At 56.9% G+C, this 15,477-nt stretch carries 21 protein-coding genes; 15 read left to right on the top strand and 6 right to left on the bottom strand.

The window, feature by feature from the left end; genetic code table 11:
• Positions 1-34 precede the first annotated feature (34 nt).
• Entirely contained in the window at positions 35-901 is an 867-nt protein-coding gene (locus tag IRT44_RS02120; RefSeq protein ID WP_230077359.1) for a YhcN/YlaJ family sporulation lipoprotein, read from the bottom strand.
• Positions 902-1,016: 115 nt separating this feature from the next.
• On the opposite strand from IRT44_RS02120, the gene IRT44_RS02115 reads away from it, so the two are divergent.
• Positions 1,017-1,631 carry a YutD family protein gene (locus IRT44_RS02115; protein ID WP_230077358.1) on the top strand — a complete coding sequence of 205 codons (615 nt, stop codon included), beginning with the start codon at positions 1,017-1,019 and terminating at the stop codon, positions 1,629-1,631.
• A 635-nt stretch (positions 1,632-2,266) separates the two neighbouring features.
• On the opposite strand, the gene IRT44_RS02110 is transcribed toward IRT44_RS02115, so the two are convergent.
• Positions 2,267-2,539, bottom strand: a complete 273-nt coding sequence (locus IRT44_RS02110) for a DUF3055 domain-containing protein (RefSeq protein ID WP_171566913.1) — start codon at positions 2,537-2,539, stop codon at positions 2,267-2,269.
• Positions 2,540-2,550: 11 nt separating this feature from the next.
• The gene (gene glpX, locus IRT44_RS02105; protein ID WP_171566914.1) at positions 2,551-3,525 is read right to left on the bottom strand and encodes a class II fructose-bisphosphatase; all 975 of its coding nucleotides are present in this window, start codon (positions 3,523-3,525) and stop codon (positions 2,551-2,553) included.
• 120 nt (positions 3,526-3,645) lie between these two features.
• On the opposite strand from glpX, the gene IRT44_RS02100 reads away from it, so the two are divergent.
• The 4 genes from IRT44_RS02100 to IRT44_RS02085 all read left to right on the top strand — a co-directional run bounded on the left by IRT44_RS02100 (position 3,646) and on the right by IRT44_RS02085 (position 5,788).
• Positions 3,646-3,753 (top strand): amino acid ABC transporter permease, encoded by a 108-nt coding sequence (locus tag IRT44_RS02100; RefSeq protein WP_171566915.1) that lies wholly within the window; start codon positions 3,646-3,648, stop codon positions 3,751-3,753.
• A gap of 15 nt (positions 3,754-3,768) precedes the next feature.
• The gene (gene hepT, locus IRT44_RS02095; RefSeq protein ID WP_212132137.1) at positions 3,769-4,203 is read left to right on the top strand and encodes a type VII toxin-antitoxin system HepT family RNase toxin; all 435 of its coding nucleotides are present in this window, start codon (positions 3,769-3,771) and stop codon (positions 4,201-4,203) included.
• A 93-nt stretch (positions 4,204-4,296) separates the two neighbouring features.
• Positions 4,297-4,935 carry a helix-turn-helix transcriptional regulator gene (locus IRT44_RS02090; protein ID WP_171566917.1) on the top strand — a complete coding sequence of 213 codons (639 nt, stop codon included), beginning with the start codon at positions 4,297-4,299 and terminating at the stop codon, positions 4,933-4,935.
• 73 nt (positions 4,936-5,008) lie between these two features.
• Positions 5,009-5,788: a TIGR01457 family HAD-type hydrolase gene (locus IRT44_RS02085; RefSeq protein ID WP_171566918.1), complete on the top strand. Its 780-nt coding sequence runs from the start codon at positions 5,009-5,011 to the stop codon at positions 5,786-5,788.
• On the opposite strand, the gene IRT44_RS02080 is transcribed toward IRT44_RS02085, so the two are convergent.
• Positions 5,756-6,298, bottom strand: coding sequence for a phosphatidylglycerophosphatase A family protein (locus IRT44_RS02080; RefSeq protein ID WP_171566919.1), 543 nt, complete (start codon positions 6,296-6,298; stop codon positions 5,756-5,758). The two genes, IRT44_RS02085 and IRT44_RS02080, sit on opposite strands and share 33 nt — an antisense overlap.
• Positions 6,299-6,466: 168 nt before the next feature.
• Here IRT44_RS02080 and IRT44_RS02075 point away from each other — a divergent pair, with 168 nt between their 5' ends.
• Genes IRT44_RS02075 through IRT44_RS02060 form a run of 4 tightly spaced genes read left to right on the top strand, consistent with a single transcriptional unit; the run spans position 6,467 to position 9,381 of the window.
• Positions 6,467-7,552, top strand: a complete 1,086-nt coding sequence (locus tag IRT44_RS02075) for a hypothetical protein (protein ID WP_171566920.1) — start codon at positions 6,467-6,469, stop codon at positions 7,550-7,552.
• A complete protein-coding gene (locus IRT44_RS02070) occupies positions 7,509-8,468 on the top strand; it encodes a 2-hydroxyacid dehydrogenase (protein WP_230077357.1) in 960 nt (319 codons plus the stop codon). The genes IRT44_RS02075 and IRT44_RS02070 overlap by 44 nt, the downstream gene beginning before the upstream one ends.
• A complete protein-coding gene (locus tag IRT44_RS02065) occupies positions 8,465-8,935 on the top strand; it encodes an alpha/beta hydrolase family protein (RefSeq protein ID WP_230077356.1) in 471 nt (156 codons plus the stop codon). Before IRT44_RS02070 ends, IRT44_RS02065 begins: the two co-directional genes overlap by 4 nt.
• Positions 8,899-9,381, top strand: coding sequence for an alpha/beta hydrolase (locus IRT44_RS02060; RefSeq protein WP_230077355.1), 483 nt, complete (start codon positions 8,899-8,901; stop codon positions 9,379-9,381). Before IRT44_RS02065 ends, IRT44_RS02060 begins: the two co-directional genes overlap by 37 nt.
• Before the next feature lie 43 nt (positions 9,382-9,424).
• Here IRT44_RS02060 and IRT44_RS02055 read toward each other — a convergent pair whose 3' ends face one another.
• Complete coding sequence (locus IRT44_RS02055) at positions 9,425-9,652, bottom strand: NifU family protein (RefSeq protein ID WP_029098389.1); 228 nt, start codon at positions 9,650-9,652, stop codon at positions 9,425-9,427.
• Positions 9,653-9,842: 190 nt separating this feature from the next.
• Between IRT44_RS02055 and cysK the strand changes: the two genes are divergently transcribed.
• The 6 genes from cysK (at position 9,843) to IRT44_RS02025 (ending at position 14,109) form a co-directional block, all read left to right on the top strand.
• Positions 9,843-10,766 carry a cysteine synthase A gene (gene cysK, locus IRT44_RS02050; protein WP_171566923.1) on the top strand — a complete coding sequence of 308 codons (924 nt, stop codon included), beginning with the start codon at positions 9,843-9,845 and terminating at the stop codon, positions 10,764-10,766.
• A gap of 1 nt (position 10,767) precedes the next feature.
• A complete protein-coding gene (locus IRT44_RS02045) occupies positions 10,768-11,901 on the top strand; it encodes a bifunctional cystathionine gamma-lyase/homocysteine desulfhydrase (RefSeq protein WP_171566924.1) in 1,134 nt (377 codons plus the stop codon).
• Between the two features lie 33 nt (positions 11,902-11,934).
• Complete coding sequence (locus tag IRT44_RS02040) at positions 11,935-12,261, top strand: YuzD family protein (protein ID WP_171566925.1); 327 nt, start codon at positions 11,935-11,937, stop codon at positions 12,259-12,261.
• 239 nt (positions 12,262-12,500) lie between these two features.
• Positions 12,501-12,842 (top strand): hypothetical protein, encoded by a 342-nt coding sequence (locus IRT44_RS02035; protein ID WP_171566926.1) that lies wholly within the window; start codon positions 12,501-12,503, stop codon positions 12,840-12,842.
• Between the two features lie 107 nt (positions 12,843-12,949).
• Positions 12,950-13,246 (top strand): helix-turn-helix domain-containing protein, encoded by a 297-nt coding sequence (locus IRT44_RS02030; RefSeq protein WP_230076701.1) that lies wholly within the window; start codon positions 12,950-12,952, stop codon positions 13,244-13,246.
• Between the two features lie 17 nt (positions 13,247-13,263).
• Positions 13,264-14,109: an IS3 family transposase gene (locus IRT44_RS02025; protein WP_230076700.1), complete on the top strand. Its 846-nt coding sequence runs from the start codon at positions 13,264-13,266 to the stop codon at positions 14,107-14,109.
• A gap of 80 nt (positions 14,110-14,189) precedes the next feature.
• On the opposite strand, the gene IRT44_RS02020 is transcribed toward IRT44_RS02025, so the two are convergent.
• Complete coding sequence (locus IRT44_RS02020) at positions 14,190-15,257, bottom strand: NAD(P)/FAD-dependent oxidoreductase (RefSeq protein WP_212132133.1); 1,068 nt, start codon at positions 15,255-15,257, stop codon at positions 14,190-14,192.
• Positions 15,258-15,477 lie beyond the last annotated feature (220 nt).

Here is a 15,477-nt window from a genome sequence, read left to right as displayed (position 1 = left end):
AAACCCCTATGGCAGTCATAGGGGTTTGTTGCCGTTAGCGGGTGGTTGTGGTCATTTTGGAGCCTTTGGTCTTCATTTCTTCGCCGTCCACCTTGCCGCCCAGTCGCTTGATCAGGGCATCCACGCTGCGCTGTTCATCGGCGTGTCGTCCCATCGTGACGTTGTTTGCGCGGCTGGCGATGCGGGCGATTTCGGCGATGTCGTTTGCGTTGTCGGTCACATACACCTTGTAGTAGCGAGGTGCAATCGACTGAGCGCCCATGCGTGCCTGTTCCTTGGTCACGCGGTTGTCCCCGCCCAGGGTGTTGAGGCCGACGAAAATCTCCTCGTCTGTGACGAGAACGGTGGAGCGGTTCACGCCCGGGCAGCTGGCAGTCACGTTGCCCACGGCGCGGGCCAGCGCCTCCCGGTCGACATAGACATTATTCACTCCGGCCGTACGGACGTGCTTCCGGTCGATTTGGGCAAAGCCCATTCGCGGCATGGTCGTCGCCATCGTGCCTACGCGGCTGCGGTCACGATAAATCGACGGAGTGCCTACACCGTCAAACGGGCGCCGTCCGTCGTCCGTAAAGGCATTGTACGAGCGGGCGCCGCTGGTGTACGCGTTGTAGTTGTTGTTCATGTAGTCAGTGCCGTACGGTGTGTTTCTCACGCCCAGATCGTAGTCGCGCATACCCATGCCGTCAAAGGGACGCGTACCGAGAACGTCGAAAGGACGGGCGCCTATGCCGTCGTTGTTCCGCATGCCGATACCGTCCATATGCATGCGCGGAACGGCTTGTTGAACCGTTGTGCCCGGATGACGGTCATTCGGAGCGGCATTTGGCGTACAAGCGGACGCGACCAAAGCAAGACCTGCGAGAACAGGAAACAGCCATGTTTTTTTCAATGGTTCCACCCCCTACAGCTAGGGTGTCCCCCGCGGATGGGGAGTTTTCGTGGGAAATTTAACTCCCTCTGCGAAAAATGTGATAAGATGGACGTAGTATGCAAAGTGTAAGGAGGAAGCGGTCTTGATTCGCACGCCAGCCGGTACGTACGAGGTCATGGAGGAAAATCGCGACGGGTGGAACCCGGAAGCGTTCAAGGAACGCTACAGTGACATTCTCGACAAGTACGATTACATCGTTGGGGATTGGGGTTACGGCCAGTTGCGCCTGCGCGGGTTTTACGACAACAGCAACCGCAAAGTGCCGTTCGAGCAGCGAATCGCCGCGTTGGATGAGTACCTGCACGAATTTTGCAACTTTGGCTGTCCCTATTTTGTGCTGAAAAAGGTAAAACCGGCCTCGCCAGACCAGCATGGGCAGGAAGCAGCAGACGGAGCAGAGGGGACGGATGCCGAACAGCGCAAGGAATCGGACAGGGACGAACCATCCCTGTATATCGAACGAAAGGAACGCCGCCGTTTTCACCCGCGCCACGGCAGACAGGAGCGAACCGAGCGGAGCGGCTCGTCCGGTGAGCGCAGCGGCCGCCATGAGCGGGGAGACAACAAGAGCAAGTTCGCCAAGGGGGAAAAAGGCGGACGCGACGGCGGAAAAGAACGCCGCCAACATGCGCCGCGAGCCAACCGCGAACGGGACAAGATCACCGCAGGTCCCACCCCGCCAAAACGTGAATCGTAAAAAACCATTGACAGTTGATCGTAAAAACAGCCCGAATCCAATGGATCGGGCTGTCAGTATGTAGTCAGTGGTGTCCTGTGAATTGGTTTCCGCTCGCTCTCTTGACGGCCAGCCAGGCGACAGCTGCCACGTAAAAACGGAACAAGGCACCGTCCGTTGAGCGCGGATCGATGCCTTTGGCTCTGCGGCATGCCGTCACGCTGTAGGTACCGTTCGGCAGCCTAAAACGGATAAAACGGGTAGAATGGGTAAGGATACGGCGGGTAGAAGGGATAATAATACGGGTAGAAGCCACCGAACGGGAAGACAAAGGGAATGATGACATCAAAATGGGGATGCCGTCTCCGCCGCCGCCAGAACACCGGAGCGGCGAGATCTTCCCTGTGGTGTACTTGGCTGCGTGACTCGTACGGAAAATTGACTGATTGAGCAGAAGGATACGGTTGCATCGCGCGATGTGGCACTCCTCTCATATTGTCTGTTTTGATGTTGCAGTATACGAGACGTCTGCCCGGGTGGCGCGTTGTCCAGAGGGAAATGGGCGGGTGTACCGGATCGGTTAAAGGACAAGGTGCACGCAGTGAAAAAGGGACGCGCCTGTTGGTCAGGCCGTCCCTTGTCTGTCATGTCCCGGATCAGGGAATGACGGTGTGCAAAAACGAGCGCAGTTCTTCCGCTTCCTTTTCGTTCAGGTTGAAGGCGTACTCGAGGTAGCCTTCCTCTTTCAGATCGTCGTCGCCGATGATGGCGGAGCGGCCGTTCTGAATGTTGATCACCAGTTTTTTGCCGTAAAAGCGGTTGGTGGTCGTAATTGCCAGATCAAAGCGCGTCGCTTCGCCCATAAAGCTGACGAACCGGGTCTTGGTCTCCTCGGTCTCGTCGTACAGGAAAAACAGGTCGTTGGCCATTTTCTTCCCCCTTACTTCCACACGAGATTGGGCTTGTGGGTGAGATTGTGCAGCGCGCGGATAAAGCGGATCGTTTTGGTCTTGGCACGCATCACGATCGAGTGGGTCTCGACCATGTCGTCCCCAAGGTAGCGGACGCCCTGCAGCAGTTCTCCGTCCGAAACGCCGGTAGCGGCAAAGATCGCGTCGTCTCCTTTGACGAGATCGTTCAGGGTCAGCAGCTGCTCCGGATCAGCCAGCCCCATTCGGATGCAGCGCTGCCGTTCCGCTTCGTTTTGCGGCCGGAGCCTGGCCTGCATGTCGCCGCCGAGGCATTTGATCGCCGCCGCGCTGATCACGCCTTCCGGTGCGCCGCCTGTGCCGAGGAACAAGTCGATCCCCGTATGCGGCATGCAGGCCGCGATGGCTGCGCCCACGTCGCCGTCGCCGAACAGTTTGACGCGCGCTCCTTTTTCCCGGACAGCATCAATGATTGCCTGATGGCGCTCCCGTTCCTGAATGATCACGGTGACGTCCTGAACGCGCTTGTTGTTGGCTTCCGCCACCACTTCGATCATCTTTTCCACCGGGTCGTCCAGGCTGATCTTGCCGGCGGCCCGCCTGCCCACCGCCATTTTGCTCATGTACATGTCAGGGGCGTGCAGCAGCGTCCCCTTGTCGCCGATGGCCACGACCGACATCGCGTTGTTGTGTCCTTTGGCGACAATCGTGGTACCTTCCAACGGATCGACGGCCACGTCCACCTCCGGACCGGTCGCGTCCGGATGCCCCAGTTTTTCGCCGATGTAAAGCATCGGCGCCTCGTCCAGCTCGCCCTCGCCGATCACAACCGTTCCGCGCATGTTGATCGTCTCAAACATGGCGCGCATGGCGCTCGTCGCCGCGTCGTCGGCCTCGTTTTTCCTGCCGCGCCCCAACCAGTGGGAAGAGGCCAGCGCTGCCATTTCCGTTACACGCACCACTTCCAGTGCCAGTTCGCGTTCCACTGTGTTGTATCCTCCCTTTGTCCCGCCAAAAACTCACCCCTCATTGTAACACAATTGAGAGGGGGATTCGTGACAGTGCAGACAATTTTGGTATACTGATGATGAAAAGAGGTGAAGGTGATGAACGATTCCTATCTGCGGCAAGGGGAATTGGTTCTTCTGGTATTGGTGCTGACGTTTGTCATTACCGTATTGTATGCAAAATGGGCAGCGAAAAAGCGAAAGTGATAAAGGAGATCTCCCATGTACGACGTAAATACGAAAAAGATCGACGAAGTGTTGACACACATGTCCCGGATGCTCGACCTGCTGGACAAGCTGGCGGCCCGGGGAGCGAATGACGTTCTCGCCGACGAAGTGGCCGAGGCGGCGATGGAGAGGGCGCTGCATCTGTCCATTGAGGCGGTGATCGACGTGGGCAACGCACTGATTGACGGCTTTATCATGCGCGATCCCGGCAGCTATACCGACATTGTGGAAATTTTGCGGGATGAGCGGGTCATCAGCGACGAGCAGGCGCGGGTGCTGACAGACGTGGTGGAGTTCCGCCGTCATCTGGTCAACCAGTATACCAGCGTGCCGGCGGCGGAAATGGTGGCGCTGGTGCAGGACAGCCTGCCGACGCTGCGCCAGTTTGAGCCGGCTGTGCGTACGTATCTGCAAAACGAACTGTTTTAAGGCGAGAAACGCGGATTTTTTATACAAAACACTTTCTTTTGTTTACTAAAGAGGCCCGATTCGATACAATAGAGAGAAAGGGCGGTGATTACGATGGCTAACGAAGGAACTTCCACCCGCGACCAGATCCTCAACATGCTCAAAGTAAAAGGCTCGCTGTCCGTCAGCGACATGGCAGTCCAGCTGGGGATCACGGAGATGGCTGTGCGGCGTCATCTGAATACGCTGGAGCGGGACAATCTGATCAAATCGACGCTGGTACGCCAAGCGATGGGACGCCCGACCAATGTCTATTCGCTGTCGCAGGAGGCAGATGAGCTGTTTCCGCGCAACTACTCTCATCTGACGCTCGACTTTTTGCGCGATTTGGAAGCAATGGACGGAATCGGAAAGGTGGAAATGCTGTTCCGCCGCCGGGAAAACCGTCTGGAAGAAGCATACCGCAAGCAGATCCAGCAGGAGTCCCTGGAAGAGCGTGTCGCCAAGCTGGCCGAACTGCAAAACGAAAAGGGCTATATGGTAGAGTGGGAAAAGGACGAACAAAACGGCTGCTACCGCATCCGCGAGTACAACTGTCCCATCTCCCAAGTGGCGCGCGAATTCAACCAGGCGTGCAACTGTGAGCTCTCCCTGTTCCGCCGTGTGCTGAAAGCCGACGTGGTACAGACTACCTGCATGGCCAAGGGCGGAGAAAAATGCGTGTTTGAGATCAAGGAAGCGAAGCAAGCCTAACAGAATGACAACGTGCGTAAATCCACTCGTCGCCGGGTGGATTTTGTTGTGAACGGGGAAAGGATGAGGCAGCATGAAGCAGTACAAGGGGTATTTGCTGGATTTGGACGGAACCATTTATCGCGGCAGGGAGGCCATTCCGGGAGCTGCCCGGTTTGTCCAGCATTTGCGCAAACAGGGGATTCCGTACCTGTATCTGACCAACAATTCGTCCGCTTCGCCGGAGCAGGTGGCGGCGCGCTTGACCGGGCTGGGCATCGACGCGGAGCCGGAAGAGGTCTATACCTCTGCAATGGCGACCGCCCACTATCTCAAGGAGCTGGCCCCGGCAGGCACGCCGGTGTATGTGATCGGCGAAGAGGGACTGATTGCGCAGCTGAAAGCCAGCGGCTTTACAATCAGCGAGGAGCGTCCCCGGTACGTGGTGGTGGGGATTGACCGTTCGTTTGATTACGCCAAATTGACGACAGCTGCCCGGGCGATCCGGCAAGGAGCCAACCTGATCGCCACCAACGCCGATGCCGCTCTGCCGACCGAACAAGGCTTGTTTCCCGGCAATGGTTCATTGGTGGCAGCTGTCTCCACGGCGTCCGGAGTCAAGCCGGTAGTCGTCGGCAAACCGGAGCGCATCATCGTTGACTACGCGCTGACGCGGTTGGGCACGAGCGCCGGGGAGACGCTGATCGTCGGGGACAACCTGGATACCGACATTGCCGCGGGTAACTGCTCGGGCATGGACAGCCTGCTGGTCTTGACCGGTTATTCCACGCGGGAGGACGTGGAGACGCATCCCTGCCGTCCCACGCACATCGCATCCGATCTAGCCGATTGGCTCGGAAGAATCGGGGGGTAGGCAGTTTTCCTCCGCTTGTTTCTGGCGGTGAGCGATGCGGCTGGACGCCGCCGCAGCTATGGCTCCGACCAGATCGTCCAGAAAAGTGTGGACGCCAAAGCGTTTGTCGTTTAGATCCTTTAGCTTGCCGTACTTGAGCTTGTCCACGTACCCGTAGTTGGTGAATCCGATGCTGCCGTACAGGTTCACGACGGCAAACGCCAGCACCTCGTCCACGCCATAGAGCGGTTCATCCGAGGCGATAATCTCCTGAAGCGGAGGGATTAGTTTCTTTTCTTCGGCCAGCATGTCGAGCTGAATGCCGGTGAAAAGGGCGTTCTGTACTTCCCGCTTTTTCAGTACGGCTTGCACGCTTTCGCGGCACGTGTCCATGGAGAGGTTGGAAATGTAGTCTTTTTGCAGAAACATGACAATCTCGGCAATGTGGTCGATGTGGACGCCGCGCTGTTCCAGCAGCGAGACGACGGCGTCGTAACACGTGTAGCTGTTGAGCGGATTGTTGCCGTTCACCGCTGTCCTCCTCTCGCCACCGCTTTTTGGGAATCTGCCTGCGGCGCGTGCCGGTCAGGCAGGTGTGAGGGCATGTGCACGTCGGTAGTATCTGCAACGAGATAGGCACCTATCCCGCCTGCGTTACATACCATGCTCCATGAGAAGGTGTGTGGGGAGGTTGTTCTCATGGAGTACAAAGCCTTGCTGGAAGAAGCGTACGGATTTTCCCTGCACGGCTGCCGATCAGCAGGGGCGGGAACCGTGCTGGAGACGGATCAGGGGCTGTTTTACCTGTATACCGCGCCGGCGGGATTCAAATACAAAAGCAGGTTTATCGAGCGGGTGAAAAAACAACTGGCGCAGCAGCAGGAAGTGAACATGCTTACGCTGGTCAAGTCGAAAGAGGGATACCCGTACGTCATCAGCGACGATCAGATTTTCTACCTGTACCGTGGTGTGCGGGAAGGGGTTCCGGACGATCCGGCGTTTGCCGCAGGGCAGGCGCTTGCCCAGTTTCATCAGGCGACCCGTTCGTTCAAGAGCGACAAGCTGTTTTCGTCATCCTCCACGCTTGGGCGTTGGCCCGTCATGTGGCGGAAAAAACTGCGCGAGTACAACGGGTACCGGGAGGACATGGAGGAAGCGGACGGTGAGATCTTCCCGTTTGACGAGTATCTTTTGACCAGTTACACCTATGTGAATCAGTTGGGGGAGACGGCGGTGCAGTACCTGTACCATGCCGGTTACGACAGCGTGGTGAAGGAAACAGCCCACTGCGGCAAAGTAGCCTACCAAAATTTTGATGAGGGGTATATCCTGTGGAATGAAGACTACGTTCGCTATGTCTGCGGCGAATGGAACTGGGTGCTCGATATGCGGGCGCGCGACATCGGCCAGTGGATCAAGGCGTCCGTGCGGCGAAACGGCTGGCAGGAAGACGTCGTGACTCATTTCCTGGACGGGTACAACAGCGTCTGCCCGCTGTTGGAATCCGAATACGCCGTGGTCTACGGCCTGATGCTGTACCCCGGGCGTTTTCTCAAACTGGTGGAGACGTATCGGTCATTGCCGTGGGAAGATAGGCAGGAAGTGGACGCCGCGGCGTGGAAAGAACTTTTGGAGGAAGAACTGATCAACATGGAAGAGGCGCTTCGCCGCTACCCGCAGACGATTGCGCAGCGATACGGGGCGCCGGTTCCGCACATTGACTGGTTGTGGAGGCCTGCTGATGACAAAACCGATGGTGTACGTGACGAGGCAAGTGGCGAATGAAGCCATTGCCATGCTGGAGGCGGTGGCGGACGTGGAAGTGTGGGCGGAGGATCGTCCCATCCCCCGAGACGTGCTGCTGCAAAAGGCGGAAGAAGCCAGCGCTCTCTTGACCATGCTGACGGAACGGATTGACGAGGAACTGCTGATGCGGGCAAAACGGCTGCGGATCGTCGCCAACATGGCCGTCGGCTACGACAATATCGACGTGGCGGCGGCCAAACGACATGGCGTCATCGTGACCAACACGCCGGACGTGTTGACGGAGGCGACCGCCGATTTGGCCTTTGCCCTGCTGATGGCGGCGGGCCGACGGCTGGTGGAGGCCAACCACTTTTTGTTGGCCGGCGGGTGGACATCCTGGAACCCGCACCTGATGGTCGGGCAAAACATCTACGGAGCGACGCTCGGCATCGTCGGCATGGGCCGCATCGGACAGGCGGTAGCCCGGCGGGCGGCGGGTTTTGGCATGCGGATTCTCTATCACAACCGCCGCCGCCGTCCGGATGCGGAGCGAACGACAGGTGCGCAGTATGCGCCGTTTGACGAACTGCTCCGGGAATCGGACTACGTCGTGCTGCTGACGCCGCTGACGGAGGAGACGCGGAATCTGATGGGCGAGCGGGAGTTCTCCCTGATGAAACCGACCGCAGTGTTTGTCAACGTGTCGCGTGGCGGCACGGTGGACGAGGCGGCACTCTACCGGGCTCTCGTCGACAAACAAATCTGGGCGGCCGGTCTGGACGTGTTCCAGCAGGAGCCCGTGCCGCTTGACAACCCGCTTTTGTCGCTGCCCAACGTCGTGGCCCTGCCGCATATTGGCAGCGCAACATATCAGACGCGGCTGGAAATGGCTCGGCTGGCTGCGGCCAACATCGCCGCCGTGCTGAGCGGAGAGGAGCCTGTAACCCCCGTATGAACTGGATGATTGCGACGGTGACCGGTCTGGTGCTGGCAGCGGCATGCACGGCCGCCGTGTCGCTGTACGTAGCCTGGAAATTGACGCACCCGCCCCGCAAGCCGGTGGACATGGAGCCGTCCCGCTTCGGCATCGGCCATGTGGAATCTGTCACCTTTCCCAGCCGGGAGGACGGCATCACGTTGAGCGGCTGGTACATCGCGGCGGAAGCCAATGGACACGACAGAAACGGCTGCACGCTCGTCTTTGCCCACGGTTACGGGCAAAACCGGCTGGAACCGCATCTGCCTGCCCTGGCTTTGGCCGCCCGGCTGCTGGCTGCCGGATACGACGTGCTGATGTTTGACTTTCGCAATGCGGGAGAGTCAACTCCTGCCCTGACGACGATCGGTCTTCGCGAGCAGCAGGACCTGCGGGGGCGATCGATTACGTGGAACAAAGGCGTCCCGGGCAAAAGATCGGTCTGATCGGGTTTTCCATGGGGGCAGCCACTTCGCTTCTGGTCGGCTGCACAGACGAGCGTGTGCAGGCCGTGGTGGCCGACTCGCCGTTTTATTCGCTGCGCGAGTATTTGCAGGAAAACCTGCCGCACTGGACAGGGTTGCCACGGGTACCGTTCAACTGGTTGATTCTGACGCTCAGTCCAATCATGCTCCGGGCCAATCCGTCGGAGGTCAGGCCGTACATGGCAGTGAAGCGGGCCAACAAGCCGATCCTGTTCATTCACGGCACCGGCGATGAAACCGTGCCGTGCAGCAATAGCAAACAGCTTCGGAAGCTCGCCGCTCACCCGGATTCCGCGCTTTGGCTGGTGCCGCAGGCGGGCCATGTGCGCAGCTTCGCCATGATGCCGGACGAGTACATAAAGCGAGTGACCGCTTTTTTCCGCAAGGCGCTGCTGCTGAAAAAGTAAAAAGCCCTTGCCGGCCGTAAAACCGGTAAGGGCTTTTGCTCGATTAGAATACTTGTTGTACTTCTTTGATTCCCGGCACTTCTTCCAGCAGTGCGCGCTCGATCCCTGCCTTCAGCGTGATCGTGGAAGAAGGGCAGCTTCCGCATGCACCCATCAGGCGCAGTTTCACAACGCCGTCCTCTACGTCGACGAGCTGTACGTCGCCGCCGTCGCGCTGCAGGTACGGACGCAGTTTGTCAAGGACTTCCTGTACTTGATCGAACATGTCCATGGGAATTTCACTCCTTTCCAACCTCCCTCTATTATACTCCCCTGGAGCCGATAAATCCATGACCGGTGCGCCCGAAGTGGCACTTTGCCGCGGATCGTGAACCCGGGCGGCGTGCCGCATGGACTTTTTCGCTTGGCCTCATGTTATAATAGAGGAGCGAAAAGGAACAAGAAGATAAGGGGTCGGTGTCGTGAACGTATACCGTAACGTGAAGGAACTGATCGGCAACACGCCGATTGTCGAACTGACACAGTTTGATCTGCCGGAAGGCGTTCGACTGTTTGCGAAACTGGAGTATTTCAACCCGGGCGGCAGCGTCAAGGACCGCTTGGGACTGGAACTGATCCGCGCCGCCGAAGAGAGTGGGCAGCTGAAGCCGGGCGGTACGATTATCGAGCCGACGGCCGGCAACACGGGAATCGGGCTGGCGCTGGCAGCGATCGGTACCGGCTATCGCGTAATCTTCTGCGTGCCGGCCAAGTTTTCCGAAGAAAAGCAGGAACTGATGCGCGCACTGGGTGCGGAAGTGGTGAATACGCCGACCGAACTGGGCATGAAAGGAGCGATCGCCAAAGCACAGGAACTGGCGGCATCCATTCCCGGCGCATTCGTACCCCAACAGTTTGCCAATCCGGCCAACCCGGCAGCTCATTACAAAACGACGGGACCGGAAATCTGGAAACAAATGGATGGGAAAGTGGACGTGTTTGTGGCGGGGGCCGGCTCTGGCGGCACCTTCATGGGGGTAGCCCGCTACCTGAAAGAACAAAAGCCGTCCATCAAAACCGTCATTGTCGAACCGGAAGGCTCCATTTTGAACGGCGGCGAACCCGGTCCGCACAAGACGGAAGGAATCGGGATGGAGTTTTTGCCGCCGTTTATGGACACGAGCTACTTTGACGCCATCCACACCATCCTGGATGTGGACGCTTTTGAGATGGTCAAACAGTTGGCCGCCAAAGAGGGACTGCTGGTGGGCAGTTCGGCGGGTGCGGCGATGGCGGCTGCACTGCGGGAAGCGCGGGAAGCCAAGCCGGGAACCAACATCGTCACCTTGTTTGCCGACGGCAGCGAGCGTTATCTGAGCAAAAAAATCTACCAAGGAGGAGTATAAGATGCGGATCAAAACACGCCTGATCCACGGAGGAATTGAGGGAGATCCCCATACGGGAGCCGTTTCTGTTCCGATTTATCAAGTCAGCACATACAAGCAGGAAGCAGTCGGCAAGCACAAGGGCTATGAGTACTCCCGCACGGGCAACCCGACTCGCCACGCGCTGGAAACCTACATCGCGGAGCTGGAAGGCGGGGCGCGCGGCCTGGCATTTGGCTCCGGCATGGCCGCTCTGTCCACGGTACTCTCCCTGTTCTCCAAAGGAGATCATCTGGTGGTGGGCGACGACGTATACGGCGGCACGTACCGGGTGATTACCCGCGTCTTTTCCCGCCTGGGACTGGATGCCACCTACGTGGATACGAGCAATACGGCTGCAGTGGAAGCGGCCATTCGCCCGGAAACCAAGGCGATCATCATGGAAACACCGACCAACCCGCTGTTAAAAGTAAGCGACATTGCCGCTCTGTCGGCGATCGCCAAAGCGAACAACATCCTGCTGCTGGTGGACAACACGTTCATGACCCCGTACTGGCAAAATCCGCTTGAACTGGGCGCCGACATCGTCTACCACAGCGCCACCAAGTACCTGGGCGGACACAGTGACGTGGTGGCCGGCCTGGTCGTGGCCAAAGACGCCAAGGTGGGCGAAGAGCTGCACTTCCTGCAAAACGCGATCGGCGGCATCCTCGGGCCGCAGGATTCCTGGCTGCTGCTGCGCGGGATGAAGACGCTGGGCGTACGCATGGAAGAGCACGAGCAAAACGCGCGGACACTGGCCAACTGGCTGGCCGAGCGGAACGACATCAAACGCGTCATCTACCCCGGCCTGCCCAGCCACCCCAACCACGAGCTGGCGAAAAAGCAGGCGCGCGGCTTCGGCGGCATGATCTCCTTTGACGTCGGAAGCGCCGAACGAGCAGACGAAGTGCTCGCCAAGGTGAAATACTTTACGCTGGCGGAATCGCTGGGGGCGGTGGAAAGCCTGATCAGCGTCCCGGCCCGCATGACCCACGCCTCCATTCCGGCCGAGCGGCGGGCGCAATTGGGCATCACGGACGGTTTGATCCGCATTTCAGTAGGGATTGAAGACGTACAGGATTTGATTGACGACCTGGAACAAGCTCTTTCCTAAAGACACAGGAAAGATCAGCAGGGGGCATGGCAGATGAGCGTGGAAATCAAGGTCTACGGTACCGAGCAGTTGTGTGCGAGCTGTGTCAACCTGCCGTCGGCCAAGGAGACGGCCGAATGGCTGCAGGCGGCTATCTCACGCAAATACGGAAACGACAGCGTCCGAATCGTCTACAAGGACTTTCAACAACCCGAGACAGAAGATGACAAAAGCTGGGCCAAACGGATTGTGGAAGAAGATTTGTGGTATCCGCTTGTCGTAATTTCCGGGGAAATTGTCGGTGAGGGAAATCCGAAACTGAAAGATATATACGCCAAGTTGGAAGAGCTGGGGGTACCCCCGCTCGACGAGGCAAAGTAAGAACGGGCGGGAGCAATCCCGCTCGTTTTCGTTTGTATGCGGGGTGTCGCACGGAAGAAGCAAGATACTGGCATAATCCTTGTCGCCACCTATTGCATGTGTCGCTTCATTGCAAATGAACAAAATTGTTTTCGTAATTTTCTAAAATTATGCTGCTGCCTCCCAGGACGTGAGTTCTACCTGTCCCACCCGATTCATATACATCCAGAGGAAAAACCGTAATCGAGGAGGGGCCCTGCATGGAACAGCAGTTGGCTCGCTATTACGAGCTGAAAGAGGCACAAAAGAAAATCGAGGAAGAGCTGAACGACCTGAGGCAGAAACTGTTGGCAGAATATGCGGATAGCGGAGGCGCCGAAGCAGGGGCGTACAAGCTGACCATCCACTATCAGGAGCGGCGGGAGTACTACGATGAGCGGGTTTACAACGCTCTGCCCGATCCATCGCTGTGGCGGCTGATGTCCCGGGCGGACGCCGGAAAAATCGCCAGTCTGCTCAAGCTGAACGTGATTCACGACGGCATCCTGGAGGGAACTTACGAGCTAAAGAAGATTCCTGTCCTGCGCGTGCAAAAGCGATAACGGCATTTAAGGGAAAAGCCTTTCGGCGAGATAGAGTGCACCCCTTAAAGTAGACATTGGAAAAACCCCTTGGGAAAACCGATGTTACTTTAAGGGGTGAATTTTTTATGGCTATCAAAGGTCAAAAGTTCAAGCATTATCCTTTGTCGTTGAAAATGGAGGCAATACGATTGCATGTAGAGGAGAAGTGGACATACAGACAGATCACTGAGCATTTAGAAATCCAGGATAAGGATCGAGTAAAAAAGTGGATGCGGAAATACAAACAACTTGGGGAGTTCGGTCTTTTGGATCAGCGTGGACGACGTACAGCGTACATCGATCAAGATCGACATGTGAAAAAATTGAAACGGGAGAACGAAATTCTAAAAAAGTGTTTGGAAATCTGGATGCGGGAGGTGTAAGAAAAAAGTATCGTGTGATGGAGAATGTCGCAGCGTTGTACCCGATTACCGAACTCTCCAAACTTCTTGGTGTATCGAGGAGTGGGTATTATCGGTATCTTGCACAGAAGGAGTGGGATAGAGACGGAGAACTGAAACAGCAGATTCAAACCATCTATGATGAACGAAAAGGAATATATGGGTATCGAAGAATTCAAGCGGAACTCTTTCGTCAATACGGCAAGGTTGTGAATCATAAGAAGGTGTTACGACTCATGCAAATTCTTGGGCTGAAAGCCATTATTCGTGGCAAGCGAGCGTATCGGAGCACGTATCGAGCGGCTGAATCTGATGGTCGTGTTGCCGAAAATCTGTTGAAGCGTGACTTCACAGCCGAGAAACCAAACCAGAAGTGGGTCACCGATGTTACCCAGTTTCGTGTAGGAGATCAACGTATCTTCTTATCAGCGATTAAAGACTTGTTTCACAACGAAATCGTGGCGCACCATGTGAGCTTACACAATGACAATGCCCTTGTCCTGGAGACGTTTCGGAAAGCATTTGAAAAGCATAAGGACGTGACTGGACTGATCGTACACAGCGATCAAGGCTCCCAGTACACGTCCCACGCATACCACGACATGCTGCAAAAGGTTGACGCCCGAATCAGCATGTCGCGAAGGGGCAATTGTTTAGACAATTCCCCTATGGAGAGTTTCTTCTCGCACTTAAAGGCAGAAGCTCTCTATCCTTATGATATTCGAAGTCTGGATGAAGCGCAAAGACGAATTGAGGAGTACATTCGTTTTTACAATGAAGAGCGTTTGCAAATCAAATTAAATAAGCTGACGCCAGTCGAGTACAGGCGTCAGCATGCGGCCTAACGGCCGGGGGTTTTTTAAGTGTCTACAAAATGGGGTCTTGACCAAGATACCGAAAGGCTTTTTGTTCATCTTGCTGCGCATTATCCGAGATGCTTTTTGTACATCCACAGCACGCCGCTCTTCATCACGCGGGGCATTTGGCCGACCAGGGAGACTTTGCCCATCACGCCAAAGCCTTCCTTTTTGCCCAGCGAGCCGAGAAATCCCTTGTGCTTGATGTCCGGCAGGGAAGCGGGATATTCTTCGCCCTTGATGTCCTTTTTCAGCATCATGGCGATTTGTTCACCCTGCAGTTCCGCCGATTGGGCACTCGGGGCGATGGGCAGGCTGGCACAGTCGCCCACCACGTACACGTTGGGATATTCGGGGATTTGGTGATACTGGTTCAGCTTGGCACGGCCGATGTTGTCCTTCTCGATCGGCAGAGCGCGCACGATGCGGCTGGCCTGGATTCCGGCCGTCCAGACGGTGACGTCGGTTTCCACCGGCTCGTTGTGGTTGTAGACCACCCCCGGCTCGACGCGGGTCACGCTGGCCATGGAGACCAACTGCACATCGTGTTCAATAAACCACTGGGAGGCGTACTGCTGCAGTTTTTTCGGGAACGGGCTGAGAATGCTCGGACCGCGGTCCACAATGCGAATGTTCAGGTCCGGGCGGCTTTCCCGCAGTTCGGAGGCCAGCTCTACGCCGCTCAACCCTCCGCCGATGATCGTCACTGTACCGTACGGGCCCAGGTTGTTGATGGCTGTGTACGTGTTGCGGGTCGCGTTCATGGTTTGAATCGAGTGGGTATATTGTTCCGCTCCCGGGATATCATGATAACGGTCTTCACATCCGAGCGCGATAACCAGCCAGTCGTAGGCGAGGGTGTCGCCGTTTGCGAATGTGACGATCCGCTCGTCCATGTTTACGCCGGTTACCTCCCCGAATTTGATCGTCAAACGAGGATCGCTTGGAAACGGGACGCGCACGGCTTTTTCCGGTTCCGTTCCCGCCGCGAGGGCATAATACTCCGTTTTCAAGCCGTGAAACGGCATCCGGTCCACAAGTGTCACAAAGACATTGTCAGGTAAATCCGGGGACAGGACCCGCTCGATAATCCGCAGACCCCCGTACCCTCCGCCAAGGATCACAAGTCGTTTCATAGAAGGTCTAGTCCTTTCTTCAGTCCGTTATTTTACAGCACCCATTCTATTGTTAGTCTCTTTTGCGCAAATTGCAAGCAGAATCTTTTTCCCCGTCCATTCGCGGATAACTGCACCTGCCAAGGGGAAAACCAGTTGCCAACAGGACTTGGTTTGCTATGATAGGGGAAGGGTCTTACGGCCTCGCTGGCGAGAACAGTCCATGTTGACGGCAGGTGAA

The sequence above is a fragment of the Brevibacillus sedimenti genome (assembly GCF_020923495.1).
Taxonomy (GTDB): domain Bacteria; phylum Bacillota; class Bacilli; order Brevibacillales; family Brevibacillaceae; genus Brevibacillus; species Brevibacillus aydinogluensis.
This window is presented reverse-complemented; position numbering and strand designations above follow the sequence as displayed.

Coding starts and splice junctions, on each gene's coding strand:
- IRT44_RS02110 (WP_171566913.1), bottom strand. CDS start 2,539: ATGGCCAACGACCTGTTTTTCCTGTACGACGAGACCGAGGAGACCAAG.
- IRT44_RS02100 (WP_171566915.1), top strand. CDS start 3,646: ATGAACGATTCCTATCTGCGGCAAGGGGAATTGGTTCTTCTGGTATTG.
- hepT (WP_212132137.1), top strand. CDS start 3,769: ATGTACGACGTAAATACGAAAAAGATCGACGAAGTGTTGACACACATG.
- IRT44_RS02090 (WP_171566917.1), top strand. CDS start 4,297: ATGGCTAACGAAGGAACTTCCACCCGCGACCAGATCCTCAACATGCTC.
- IRT44_RS02085 (WP_171566918.1), top strand. CDS start 5,009: ATGAAGCAGTACAAGGGGTATTTGCTGGATTTGGACGGAACCATTTAT.
- IRT44_RS02075 (WP_171566920.1), top strand. CDS start 6,467: ATGGAGTACAAAGCCTTGCTGGAAGAAGCGTACGGATTTTCCCTGCAC.
- IRT44_RS02070 (WP_230077357.1), top strand. CDS start 7,509: ATGACAAAACCGATGGTGTACGTGACGAGGCAAGTGGCGAATGAAGCC.
- IRT44_RS02065 (WP_230077356.1), top strand. CDS start 8,465: ATGAACTGGATGATTGCGACGGTGACCGGTCTGGTGCTGGCAGCGGCA.
- IRT44_RS02055 (WP_029098389.1), bottom strand. CDS start 9,652: ATGGACATGTTCGATCAAGTACAGGAAGTCCTTGACAAACTGCGTCCG.
- IRT44_RS02045 (WP_171566924.1), top strand. CDS start 10,768: ATGCGGATCAAAACACGCCTGATCCACGGAGGAATTGAGGGAGATCCC.
- IRT44_RS02040 (WP_171566925.1), top strand. CDS start 11,935: ATGAGCGTGGAAATCAAGGTCTACGGTACCGAGCAGTTGTGTGCGAGC.
- IRT44_RS02035 (WP_171566926.1), top strand. CDS start 12,501: ATGGAACAGCAGTTGGCTCGCTATTACGAGCTGAAAGAGGCACAAAAG.
- IRT44_RS02030 (WP_230076701.1), top strand. CDS start 12,950: ATGGCTATCAAAGGTCAAAAGTTCAAGCATTATCCTTTGTCGTTGAAA.
- IRT44_RS02025 (WP_230076700.1), top strand. CDS start 13,264: ATGGAGAATGTCGCAGCGTTGTACCCGATTACCGAACTCTCCAAACTT.
- IRT44_RS02020 (WP_212132133.1), bottom strand. CDS start 15,257: ATGAAACGACTTGTGATCCTTGGCGGAGGGTACGGGGGTCTGCGGATT.